This is a genomic window from Maritalea sp., from assembly GCF_047634455.1.
GTDB lineage: Bacteria > Pseudomonadota > Alphaproteobacteria > Rhizobiales > Devosiaceae > Maritalea.
The window spans coordinates 16,752-27,236 of sequence record NZ_JBLIAI010000034.1 but is presented as its reverse complement, the minus strand read 5'-3'; the positions used below and the strand labels follow the sequence as shown (position 1 = coordinate 27,236).

Annotated in this window: 13 protein-coding genes, 1 tRNA gene and 1 riboswitch; of the genes, 5 read left to right on the top strand and 9 right to left on the bottom strand. The window is 51.2% G+C overall.

Annotated features, from left to right (window positions below; all coding sequences use genetic code 11):
• Window positions 1-121 precede the first annotated feature (121 nt).
• Both ACJAZW_RS09955 and ACJAZW_RS09950 read right to left on the bottom strand, forming a co-directional pair.
• The gene (locus ACJAZW_RS09955; RefSeq protein WP_415157598.1) at window positions 122-271 is read right to left on the bottom strand and encodes a hypothetical protein; all 150 of its coding nucleotides are present in this window, start codon (window positions 269-271) and stop codon (window positions 122-124) included.
• A gap of 10 nt (window positions 272-281) precedes the next feature.
• Window positions 282-713, bottom strand: a complete 432-nt coding sequence (locus ACJAZW_RS09950) for a MarR family winged helix-turn-helix transcriptional regulator (protein ID WP_415157596.1) — start codon at window positions 711-713, stop codon at window positions 282-284.
• A 375-nt stretch (window positions 714-1,088) separates the two neighbouring features.
• On the opposite strand from ACJAZW_RS09950, the gene ACJAZW_RS09945 reads away from it, so the two are divergent.
• Window positions 1,089-1,164 (top strand) — tRNA-Thr (locus tag ACJAZW_RS09945).
• 82 nt (window positions 1,165-1,246) lie between these two features.
• The gene (locus tag ACJAZW_RS09940; protein WP_415157594.1) at window positions 1,247-1,729 is read left to right on the top strand and encodes a hypothetical protein; all 483 of its coding nucleotides are present in this window, start codon (window positions 1,247-1,249) and stop codon (window positions 1,727-1,729) included.
• A 191-nt stretch (window positions 1,730-1,920) separates the two neighbouring features.
• Here ACJAZW_RS09940 and ACJAZW_RS09935 read toward each other — a convergent pair whose 3' ends face one another.
• Both ACJAZW_RS09935 and ACJAZW_RS09930 read right to left on the bottom strand, forming a co-directional pair.
• Window positions 1,921-2,712, bottom strand: coding sequence for a DUF2189 domain-containing protein (locus tag ACJAZW_RS09935; RefSeq protein ID WP_415157592.1), 792 nt, complete (start codon window positions 2,710-2,712; stop codon window positions 1,921-1,923).
• Between the two features lie 253 nt (window positions 2,713-2,965).
• Window positions 2,966-4,150 carry an NAD(P)/FAD-dependent oxidoreductase gene (locus ACJAZW_RS09930; RefSeq protein WP_415157590.1) on the bottom strand — a complete coding sequence of 395 codons (1,185 nt, stop codon included), beginning with the start codon at window positions 4,148-4,150 and terminating at the stop codon, window positions 2,966-2,968.
• Between the two features lie 136 nt (window positions 4,151-4,286).
• Window positions 4,287-4,448, top strand: a riboswitch (FMN riboswitch).
• 105 nt (window positions 4,449-4,553) lie between these two features.
• On the opposite strand from ACJAZW_RS09930, the gene ACJAZW_RS09925 reads away from it, so the two are divergent.
• The 3 genes from ACJAZW_RS09925 to ACJAZW_RS09915 all read left to right on the top strand — a co-directional run bounded on the left by ACJAZW_RS09925 (window position 4,554) and on the right by ACJAZW_RS09915 (window position 6,278).
• Window positions 4,554-5,471 carry a DMT family transporter gene (locus tag ACJAZW_RS09925; protein ID WP_415157588.1) on the top strand — a complete coding sequence of 306 codons (918 nt, stop codon included), beginning with the start codon at window positions 4,554-4,556 and terminating at the stop codon, window positions 5,469-5,471.
• 100 nt (window positions 5,472-5,571) lie between these two features.
• Window positions 5,572-5,850 (top strand): nitrilase-related carbon-nitrogen hydrolase, encoded by a 279-nt coding sequence (locus tag ACJAZW_RS09920; protein WP_415157586.1) that lies wholly within the window; start codon window positions 5,572-5,574, stop codon window positions 5,848-5,850.
• Window positions 5,766-6,278 carry a carbon-nitrogen hydrolase family protein gene (locus ACJAZW_RS09915; protein ID WP_415157604.1) on the top strand — a complete coding sequence of 171 codons (513 nt, stop codon included), beginning with the start codon at window positions 5,766-5,768 and terminating at the stop codon, window positions 6,276-6,278. Before ACJAZW_RS09920 ends, ACJAZW_RS09915 begins: the two co-directional genes overlap by 85 nt.
• A gap of 7 nt (window positions 6,279-6,285) precedes the next feature.
• Here ACJAZW_RS09915 and ACJAZW_RS09910 read toward each other — a convergent pair whose 3' ends face one another.
• From ACJAZW_RS09910 to ACJAZW_RS09890, 5 genes are all read right to left on the bottom strand, one after another.
• Window positions 6,286-6,711, bottom strand: coding sequence for a hypothetical protein (locus ACJAZW_RS09910; protein ID WP_415157584.1), 426 nt, complete (start codon window positions 6,709-6,711; stop codon window positions 6,286-6,288).
• 5 nt (window positions 6,712-6,716) lie between these two features.
• Window positions 6,717-7,463, bottom strand: a complete 747-nt coding sequence (locus tag ACJAZW_RS09905) for an SDR family oxidoreductase (RefSeq protein ID WP_415157602.1) — start codon at window positions 7,461-7,463, stop codon at window positions 6,717-6,719.
• A gap of 24 nt (window positions 7,464-7,487) precedes the next feature.
• Window positions 7,488-8,516: an L-threonine 3-dehydrogenase gene (tdh, locus tag ACJAZW_RS09900; protein WP_415157582.1), complete on the bottom strand. Its 1,029-nt coding sequence runs from the start codon at window positions 8,514-8,516 to the stop codon at window positions 7,488-7,490.
• The gene (locus tag ACJAZW_RS09895; protein ID WP_415157580.1) at window positions 8,513-9,718 is read right to left on the bottom strand and encodes a glycine C-acetyltransferase; all 1,206 of its coding nucleotides are present in this window, start codon (window positions 9,716-9,718) and stop codon (window positions 8,513-8,515) included. The genes tdh and ACJAZW_RS09895 overlap by 4 nt, the downstream gene beginning before the upstream one ends.
• Before the next feature lie 70 nt (window positions 9,719-9,788).
• A complete protein-coding gene (locus ACJAZW_RS09890; RefSeq protein WP_415157578.1) occupies window positions 9,789-10,358 on the bottom strand; it encodes a helix-turn-helix domain-containing protein in 570 nt (189 codons plus the stop codon).
• Window positions 10,359-10,485: the final 127 nt, after the last annotated feature.

Here is a 10,485-nt window from a genome sequence, read left to right as displayed (position 1 = left end):
AACCCGAAAGGCAGCATTCAATTTTGCCAGTTTGTCGTTGAAATATCCTCATTGACAGCAAGTCAATTCGGCCGATTTCGCCTAAATCTGATCAAAATTGAACTGCTGTCCAGATCATTGCTCAATTCAGTTCAGACCCTAGCAAGCTGGCATTGACGCCTTTTGCATCTTCCAGCATAAAATCCGGAGCTTTGCGCCCAGGTTTTGGCCCGAGAAAACTGTCCAAATTATAGCCGCTTGGTGAGAATTCTGCATAATTATAGCCCGGCATGGCGTACCTCCTAAGCGCTCAAGTTCAGTGTCATTTTGCGCAACAGGGTCACGAGAACCTGTTGTTCTTCTTCAGTCAATCCAGCATGCGTCTTTTCGATTAGCGCCTGAGCGATCGGCACCAACACCGCTTCAAGCGCCCGCCCATTGCCGGTCAACTCAACTTGCGAACGTCGCCGGTCTGACGGGTTTGTTTTGCGAACAAGCAAACCCTTGCCCTCCATCGCGTCCAGAAAGCGCGTAACAGTGGTCCGATCTCGGATGGTCGCATCGGCAATGACACTTGGGGCCAGCCCATCCTTGCGCCAAAGCAACAATAATATGGCCCATTCCTCGGGCCCAACATTGTGCCCTTCAGCTTTAAACCGCTCTGCCAATTCGCGCCGAACCAAAAACCCCAGCCGATTGACCCAATGCAGCGATATATTCTCAAAATCCATCATAATAATAGGTTTATACAATAATTGTATTATACAATCAATAAGCGATTTTTGCTTGACCAAATCGCCATGGCGCGTTTCACTGTGATCAACATAAACAAACGAGAGGAGGTGATCCAATGTCTAATCATTATTCACAAGTAGGAATTGGCTTTGGAATTGAGGTGACGAGAGCGGAGCCAGCGCACCGCTAACTTCCCTTCTTTTGGGGCAACAATGCAGTTCTCATCTGCATGCCCGAGGCCAAGTGCCTTCTTAGAATTAATGAGATTGGGTCGTGATCAGCAATGGTCACGGCCCTTTTTTTGTTTGATTGCTGTTCACACCTTGCAGCTTGCATAAAATTGGCCAACTATGCGCATCCCAACTAATCAATTTGCCGCATTAGCTCAGTTGGTAGAGCACATCATTCGTAATGATGGGGTCAGGTGTTCAAATCACCTATGCGGCACCAATTCCGCTCTGATCTTACATACTAAATCTTTGAGAAAACGGCCTTCCTTGAACAACTGCATCTATTGCGCAACACTAGTCGAATGACAGACCTTACGAGCAATACACTTAATGAGCTACTTGAGCTGCACGTCGAAGTGAATGAAGAACTGCGCCGCCGCAAAGTAGTGCGCAGCGCTAACAATCCTACAGGCGATTTGACAGAATATTTGTTCTGTTCGGCATTCGGTTGGGAACAAGCCCATAATTCTGAGAAAGGGTTCGACGCAACCGACAATGATGGTGTCAGATATCAAATCAAGGGACGGCGGGTTCATCGTCGGAACAAGTCGAGACAACTTTCCTCGATCCGAGACTTTTCGGGGTTTGATTTCCTCGCGGCTGCGCTTTTTGACGATTTGTACAGAATCAGGAAAGCCGTCATCTTGCCGGCCAATGCGGTTATCGACCGTTCAGTCTACGTAAAGCACACCAACAGCTACAAGTTTATGCTGCGCGATGAGATATGGGACATTCCCGGTGCAATGGATGTAACTTCAAAACTGCGCGACGTGGAGGGTTTCTAATGTCATTCCCCATTTCGATTGTCCCAACATCATACTAAACTGTCCGCAGGATCGGTGATTTGCCAATCCCCAGGCTTTAAACCGGACTTGCCGCAAAAATCGCCAGCAAGCTGGAAAAATCAAGACAAGCGCATGCGTGTTGGCTCGTTAAATCCATTTCGCAATAAGCCATAACTTGAGCACATTGCGGCCTATGACTGCTCCACCACCCGGATGTAAAGATGCCAGGTGGCATGGCCCAGCACCGGCAAGACCACCAAAAGCCCAAAAAACGCCGGCAACATCGCCAATAGCGTCAACACACCAACAACCAGCCCAAAGCCAATCATTGGCCAAAAATTTTCTCTTACCGATTTAAAACTAACTATAATTGCCGACACGAAATCAATGTCACGCACCATCAGCAACGGCATCGCAACCACCGTTGCCGCATAAAGACTGAACGATATTCCCGCACCCACAAGCGTACCAACCACAAAAAAACCCAAACCTTCGGGCGTTGTGACCACCATCCCAACAAAGGCACCAATCGAAGAAAAGCTCTTGAATCCCAAAAACAGCGCGATCAGAAGTCGAATTTGATAAATCCAAATCCACAAAATGAACAGCAACACAAAGGCCATCCAGCCCAGTTGACGTTCGCGCTGCCCCAAAATCAAAAAGAATATTTCACGCCAAACCAACGGCTCATTGGCGGCTAGGCGGCGGCTTACTTCATAGGTACCAACAGCCACAAAAGGCCCAATGAGCGGAAAAGCCGTCGCCACCGGAATAATCATCCAAGGCATGTCATAAATCGTTAGAGCCGCCATGATCAGCATACCGCCAACCACATACACACCACCAAACACCATGCCCAATAGTGGGGCCTTTTGAAAGTCGCGCAACCCAGCCAGCAGCGCCGCCCACACGTCCGAGAATTTTATCTTTTTTACGTTCGGCAGCTTTGGCGGCTGATAGGCCTGTAAATCCTGATCGCTCATAAATCCCCCCCCTACAAGGTAGATCAAGAATACCAAAATATAGGAGCGGGGCAATTGATTTAGCTATTCTGGTGGCATTTGTTCGTCCGGAACCCGTGCCAATATCTCACAGGCGGCAGCCGTAAATCTCGCGTGGGATTTATCCGCACAGGCGCGTCGTTGCAATTTGAGCACGGCCGTTCTACCGGGCTAGCCTAAGCGGCGTGAGCGCTAAAACAGGATGAGCAACGCGACCAACGGTGGCGCAAAAAAACTAAACAGCCTGCCCAGCAACCCAGCCAGAAGACCACGCCCATTGGAAATTATAGCCCCCGAGCCAGCCGGTCATATCAACCACTTCGCCAATAAAATACAGCCCCGGCACCTTCTTGGCTTCCATGGTCTTATTGACCAACTCATCAGTTGAAACACCACCAAGCGTCACCTCTGCGGTGCGATAACCCTCCGACCCTGTGGGCTTAATCCGCCAGACATTGATTTGGTCATTCACCAGCGTCAACTTTAAATCACTCAGATCGCCCAGCCGTCCTTGCACCCCGGTCTGCTGCAGAACAAAACCCACCAGTTTTTTCGGCAACCATTGCGCCAACGTGGTCTGGATTTCTTGTTTACCGTTCTCTTGGCGCGCTTGCTTTAAAGTGGTGAACACATCCATTTCCGGCAACATCGCGATTTCGATTTCATCGCCCTCGCGCCAGAACGAAGATATCTGCAATATCGAAGGACCGCTTAGCCCTCGATGGGTAAACAGCATCGCTTCGGAAAACTTTGTCTTTTTGCCATGTTTAACCACCGCATCATCCACTGAAATACCGGACAATTCCTTCATGGTCTCCAACATCGATTGATCAAAGGTCAATGGCACCAAGGCCGGGCGCGTTTCAACGATTTCCAATCCAAAGTGCTGCGCGACTTCATAGCCAAACCCCGTTGCCCCCATCTTGGGGATCGACTTGCCGCCCGTTGCAATCACCACTTTGTCCGCACTCATATGGTCGCCATCAATGGTCAGATGAAATCCGCCGTTCATGCGCGCAATATGGGTCACCTCGGCGCGCATTCGCAACCGCCCACCAGCGGCGCGCATATCGTCAAGCATCATGTCGATAATTTGCTGCGCGCTTTCATTGCAAAACAATTGGCCAAGCGTTTTCTCGTGAAAAGCAATATCCTGTTTCTTCACACGCGATATGAAATCATGTTGGCTGTAGCGCTTTAAAGGCGAGATCGCAAAACGTGGATTTTCGCTCAAAAACTGCTTGTAACTCGTATGCACATTGGTGAAATTACAACGCCCACCGCCCGAAATCCGGATCTTTTCGCATGGCTTTTGTGCATGATCGACCACCAAAACATCGCGTCCGCGCTTGCCCGCTTCAATCGCACACATTAACCCAGCGGCACCGCCACCTATTACAATCACATCATGCTTTTTCACGTACAAATCCCTCTTTGCGTGGCATGGTCATGCGGTGCGTTCACCAAAATGTCAATTCGCATCGATTTCAAAACACTTGCTCAATTTCCCTCTCTCATGCTAAAAACCGCGCCACTGTTGAAATCATTCAATGGTGAAACCTTCTCAGGGCGGGGCGAAACTCCCCACCGGCGGTAACTTGATCCAACGATCAAGAAGCCCGCGAGCGCCTCATCTCTTTGCAAAAAGAAATGAGGGTCCAGCAGATCTGGTGTAACTCCAGAGCCGACGGTCATAGTCCGGATGAGAGAGAAGGGGTTGAGCATGATGACGCCACCGATCCCGCTATTTGCGCGATTGGTAAGGCGCAGCATCTGATACTCCCAATCGCGCCCTGATTCATTTTGTTCGAAAGGAACGAAAAATGGATCAGACCGTAAAAGCTTCAGCTACAGGTCTAAATATCAAAAGCCCCGCGATCATCGCCGGGCTCTATATGGTTGGGGCGGGCATTGCCTTTGCCGCCGTCAATTCTCTGACCCAATTGGCCACCATGATCGAGGGTACATCATCAACCTCCGCCGCTTTCTGGCAATACGCTATCGCCGCAATGTTGAGCGTGCCATTTGTTGTCAAAGCGGGTCTTGCAGGCCTTAAAACCCACCATCTCGTTTTGCATGTTCTTCGCGTAATCGCCGCAACCATTGGCGTTCAACTCTGGGTTTATGGATTGTCGCTTGGCGTGCCGATTTGGCAAGCCATTGCTTTGATCATGACCTCCACCTTTTTCGTGACCATCGGCGCGGCCTTGCTGTTAAAAGAGAAAGTTGGTCCAGCCCGTTGGCTCGCCACCTTGGTGGGATTTGCTGGCGGCATGGTCATTTTGCAACCCTGGGCAGATGCGTTTGAACTCAAAACCCTTTTGCCGATTGGCGCGGCATTCTTCTGGGCGGTCACAAGCCTGTTCACCAAAGAGCTGACCAAAACCGAAAACCCACAATCCATCACGCTTTATCTATTGTTGTTGCTGACCCCAATCAACTTGGCCCTCGCCCTTGGCACACCGTCCGGCATCGCCATTTCAACGGGCTCTGCCATCCAATGGATCATGATCGCGGGCGTTCTTGTGGCGCTTGCGCAATGGTTCATCACCAAGGCATATTCGACAGCGGATGCGGCGTACGTGCAGCCATTTGATCACCTCAAACTACCGTTCAATGTATTGGCTGGATTTTACGTGTTTGGCTGGGTGCCGGGCGGCAACTTGTGGCTTGGCGCAGCGCTGATCATCGCCGCGTCGCTATTTATCGCACACCGTGAAAGCCAAAGCCAAAACGCTTAGCTTTCAAACACCGGGCGCGACCCTTATCGCGCCCGGTTTCTATTGACGAATTATCTTGGGTCGGAAATCCTGCGCGTATTCTCACAGGAATTGATTCTCAATGCGCATTGCGGCATGCCAACCTCGCGAAATTCTCGACAATATCGACGCGTCGTTGGCTGAACTCATCCTCTTCACGCACAGCGCTGACCAGAAAAGTGTAGACTTAATCTGTTTCCCAGAATGCTTCATCGGCGGATACTTCCAAGATCAGAGTAACGCCGCCAATGTTGCGCTTGATCTCAGCGGTCCAACATTCAAAAACTATCCGATTTTGCACCGACCATCATCGTCGGTATTACAGAGCAAGCAGACGACTGTCTGTTCAACACCGCAATAATACTCAAGCAGGGTCAACTTGTCGGCCGCTATGCCAAACAACATCTTTTGAAAAGTGAAGCCCACTTCACGGCTGGCACGGAGCAACCGGTATTCAGCATCAACGACACAAAATTTGGCATCAACATTTGCTACGACAGTCAGTTTTCTAACGCGGCATCGATGATGGTGGCGAATGGCGCAAAAATCATACTTTGCCCGAGCAACAATATGTTGCCCGCGCTAGCCGCTGAAAAATACAGAGACCTGCACAATCCGTGTCGCGCTGAACGCGCCATCGAACATCAGTGCTGGTATATTTCGTCCGATGTGACCGGCGAGCGCGACGGACAAGTCTCTTATGGCCCCACTGCCGCCATCAACCCACACGGCGAGTTGGTCGCCCAAATTCCGCTGGGTGAAACGGGCATGATTTGCGTTGATATCTAATCAACGATCAGGCTGAGTTTCCTTTATTCAACCAACTGCATATCACCACTATATATTTTGGCGTTTTGCCGCGCATCCGCCCTTTGCGAAATCCGAACACAACTTCCCAAAAGCGGAACTTTGAAAAAATCAAAGGTGCGCCATCAGGAAATATCGAAAACCAATTATAGCCATGTTCGCGGTAGAATTCTCGCGCCTCCGGCCAACTGGCTTCAGCAACGCCGCGCCGACACCACGACCCACGCAATACGTCCGCCAGCCGGGGCGAATAGGCAAGGCTATGCACCTCTTCATATTCATGCCACCGCGCATGCGCATCAATTAGCGCCACCAATGCCGCCAGCCAAATCGGCCACCAAAGAATACCCGCAAACGCAAATAATAACGCCAAACTCAATGGCCGCCAAACGGCATTTAGACCCCAAAATCTCATCTTGTTCACATCCCACCGGTTACGGGCATTATCGCCCCATTGGTGTAACTCGATTTGTCGAGCGCCAACCAAAGCGCAGCCTCGGCTATTTCTTCAGGACGGGCCACCCGCCCGAGCGGGTTGATACTCGCCACCATTGCCGGACGACCCGGATTTCCCGTGCGTTGATGAATATCTGTATCTGCGGTGCCAGAATGGATGGCGTTAACACGAATGCCCTCGGGGCCAACTTCTTTGGCTAAACCAATGGTCATGCTGTCCAGCGCGCCTTTGGATGCGGCATAGTGGATATACTCATTTGGGCTGCCAAACTTGGCGGCCATCGACGAGATATTGACGATGCAACCGCCTGATCCGCCAAAAGACTTAGCCATGCGTTTGATCGCTTCCTGACAGCAATAAATCGCGCCAAACAAGTTGACTGCAAACACGCGTTCCAACACCTCTGGTTGCAGATCAACCAACTTACTCGCTTCGCCCACAATACCTGCATTATTGATCAATATATTGGCGGCACCCAATTGCGCATCGCAAAAGGCAAAAAGCTTTTGCACATCAGTGATATTCGCAACATCTGCTTGAAACGCGCAGGCCCGCACACCCTCAGCTTGGCAAGCAGCAACCACCGCGTCAGCGCTTGCTTGGTCCGATTGATAGCATAGGCAAACATCAACGCCAGATTTGGACAGCAGAACGGCCGTCGCTGCGCCAATGCCGCGACTGCCGCCCGTAATAATGGCTACATTCTTCATGTCCAAAAGTTAGGCGCTCCACGCCTAGCTGGCAATATCCAAAATCACCTTATTGGCTTTGCCCGCCGCCACCGCTTCAAAACCTTTGGCAAAATCTTTAAACGGCAAATGATGCGAGATAACTGGGGTGACATCCATGCCGCTTTCAAGCATCGCCAGCATTTTGTGCCAAGTCTCGAACATTTTGCGGCCGTAAATGCCCTCAAAAGTTAGGCCCTTAAAAATCGCTGTGTTGAGGTCCATCTCCACTTTTCCCGGGAACAACCCCAGCATTGCCACTTTGCCGCCTGTGATCATCGCCTCTATCATCGCGGCCATTGCAGGCGCAGCGCCAGACATTTCAAGCCCAATATCAAAACCTTCGCGCATACCCAATTCGGCCATCACGTCCTTAAGGTTTTCTTTGTCTGCCCGCACACCACGGGTTGCGCCCATTTGCATTGCCAAGGCCAAACGCTCGTCGTTTAAGTCCGTCACCACAATGTGCCGCGCACCCACGTGCCGACAAACCGCAACGGCCATGCAACCAATAGGGCCAGCCCCGGTGATCAACACATCTTCGCCCGAGACATCAAACGCCAGAGCGGTATTTACCGCATTGCCCAGTGGGTCCAAAATAGACGCCACATCATCGGCGATACTGTCCGGCAGTGCCCGCACGTTGGCTTCAGGAATAGCCACATATTCAGCAAATGCACCGGGTCGGTTCACCCCAATCCCTTTGGTGTTGGCACAAATATGCGCGCGACCAGATTGGCAATTGCGGCAATGTCCGCACGGAATATGCCCCTCGCCAGATACCCGCTGGCCAATTTTGACCTCGGTCACCTCTGCACCAATCGCTTCGACAATACCCATATACTCATGACCCGTCACCATCGGCACCGGCACGGTTTTTTGCGCCCACGCATCCCAATGCCAAATATGCATATCAGTGCCGCAAATCGAGGCTTTCTTCACCCGAATTAAAACGTCGTGCACGCCAATAGTCGGTTTATCGACATCCTGCATCTCAAGGCCCGGCGCATCGTGCGCTTTAACCAGCGCCCTCATGAAATCACGCCCAATTCCCGGCCAACGGCCGCAAAAGCAGCAATCGCGCGATCAAGATCATCTTTGGTGTGCGCCGCCGACATTTGTGTACGTATCCGCGCTGCCCCCTTTGGCACCACAGGAAACGAAAAGGCGGTGACATATATGCCTCGCTCAAGCATGGCTTTGGCGAACTTTTGCGCCAACACCGCGTCTCCCAACATCACAGGAATAATGGCATGCTCACCCGGCACCAAATCAAACCCAAGCTTTGTCATTTCATTGCGAAAATACTTGGCGTTGATCATCAAGGTGGGGCGCAATTTCGGGCTGGTTTCAACAATGTCCAGCGCTTCAAGCGTTGCCGCCACAATCATCGGTGGCAATGAATTTGAAAACAAATAGGGCCGCGCTTTTTGCCGCAGCATGCTCACCAACGGCTTGGGTCCAGAGATGTAACCGCCCGCCGCTCCACCAAGCGCTTTACCGAATGTGCCCGAATATAATTGTACCCGATCTTGCACCCCATGATGATGCGGTGTGCCTTGCCCTTTCGGACCCATGAAACCAACTGCATGGCTATCGTCGACCATCACCAAAGCATCATATTTTTCAGCCAAATCACAAATGCCGGGCAGATCGGCGATAATGCCATCCATCGAAAAAACACCATCGGTGACGATCAATCGGTGCCGCGCGCCTTGCGCTTCAATCAATTGTTTTTCGAGGTCTGCCATATCGTTGTTGGCATAACGGTAGCGCTGTGCCTTGCACAAACGCACGCCGTCAATAATTGATGCATGGTTGAGCGCATCAGAAATGATCGCATCTTCGGCCGTCAAGAGAGATTCAAAAATCCCCGCATTGGCATCAAAACACGAAGCAAACAAGATCGTATCCTGTGTACCCAAAAAACCAGAAAGCCGCGCTTCAAGTTGATGATGCAGAGCCTGCGTGCCACAGATAAACCGCACAGACGCCATGCCCAGCCCATGATCTTCAATCGCGCTGATCGCCGCTTTGCCCAACCGCTCATTGTTCGCCAGCCCCAAATAATTATTGGCGCACATATTGAGCAGCGCTAGATCGTCGCCACCATCTGAGTTTTTTACGCGGATATTGGCGGCTTGCGGTGAGGTGATCTCATATTCGTTTTTAAACAGGCCTTCAGTGCGCAGCACTTCAAGGGCATCTTCTGTATGACTGATCAGTTTTTGAGACATGGTTTTTCGCTTTATACTGGATTTTTTCCAGTATAACGGAAATTTCCTTCAAATCAACATACAAACCGCACTAATGAGGCAGCGCCACCACCAAAAAGGCCTGCGCCTTATCATCCCCCACATTGTGAATAGCGTGCGGTTGATCTGCCCGATAGCGCAAAGTGTCCCCGGCTTTTGCTTGCGCGCGCAAGTCGCCAGCTTCAACTTCAATGGTGCCAGAAATGCAGGTAATGTGCTCCATCGTGCCTGCGGCATGTGGCTGAGAAATCAAACTGCCACCCGCCGCCGCTGAGAAATCATACCACTCGATTGACATACTGGTGCGTGGCGGGTTCAACAATTTCACCACGCATTTGCCGTCCGCGCTGCCTTTTGAAGGCGTTGAGTAGGCAGGGATATGAGTAATCATGTGGTCAGAAACCGCGCGCTCACCGAGCAAGGACAGATCCAACCCCAGTGCCTGGGTCAGGTTCCACACCAGCGTGAATGTTGGGTTCACCGCCCCGCGCTCAATCTGGCTCAACATGGATTTGGAAACGCCACATCGCTCCGCAAGCATCTCAAGCGTGAGACCATGATCTTTGCGCGACTTACGTACAATTGCACCCAAATGCGGCGGTGGAATCAGTTTATCTTGCATCGTTTGCTCACTTTTCCAACATACTGGAATTTATATCAGACCCAAATGCAACCCGCAAGCGAAGGCCACCGCCACCATAAACGATCAAGACAGGCGCACGTGGCCGTTGATGCCTCGTTTTGTGCGG

Bases quoted from the DNA above. Each gene is read 5' to 3' on its own strand.
- ACJAZW_RS09955 (WP_415157598.1), bottom strand. From the start codon at position 271: ATGCCGGGCTATAATTATGCAGAATTCTCACCAAGCGGCTATAATTTG.
- ACJAZW_RS09950 (WP_415157596.1), bottom strand. From the start codon at position 713: ATGATGGATTTTGAGAATATATCGCTGCATTGGGTCAATCGGCTGGGG.
- ACJAZW_RS09940 (WP_415157594.1), top strand. From the start codon at position 1,247: ATGACAGACCTTACGAGCAATACACTTAATGAGCTACTTGAGCTGCAC.
- ACJAZW_RS09935 (WP_415157592.1), bottom strand. From the start codon at position 2,712: ATGAGCGATCAGGATTTACAGGCCTATCAGCCGCCAAAGCTGCCGAAC.
- ACJAZW_RS09925 (WP_415157588.1), top strand. From the start codon at position 4,554: ATGGATCAGACCGTAAAAGCTTCAGCTACAGGTCTAAATATCAAAAGC.
- ACJAZW_RS09920 (WP_415157586.1), top strand. From the start codon at position 5,572: ATGCGCATTGCGGCATGCCAACCTCGCGAAATTCTCGACAATATCGAC.
- ACJAZW_RS09910 (WP_415157584.1), bottom strand. From the start codon at position 6,711: ATGAGATTTTGGGGTCTAAATGCCGTTTGGCGGCCATTGAGTTTGGCG.
- ACJAZW_RS09905 (WP_415157602.1), bottom strand. From the start codon at position 7,463: ATGAAGAATGTAGCCATTATTACGGGCGGCAGTCGCGGCATTGGCGCA.
- tdh (WP_415157582.1), bottom strand. From the start codon at position 8,516: ATGAGGGCGCTGGTTAAAGCGCACGATGCGCCGGGCCTTGAGATGCAG.
- ACJAZW_RS09895 (WP_415157580.1), bottom strand. From the start codon at position 9,718: ATGTCTCAAAAACTGATCAGTCATACAGAAGATGCCCTTGAAGTGCTG.
- ACJAZW_RS09890 (WP_415157578.1), bottom strand. From the start codon at position 10,358: ATGCAAGATAAACTGATTCCACCGCCGCATTTGGGTGCAATTGTACGT.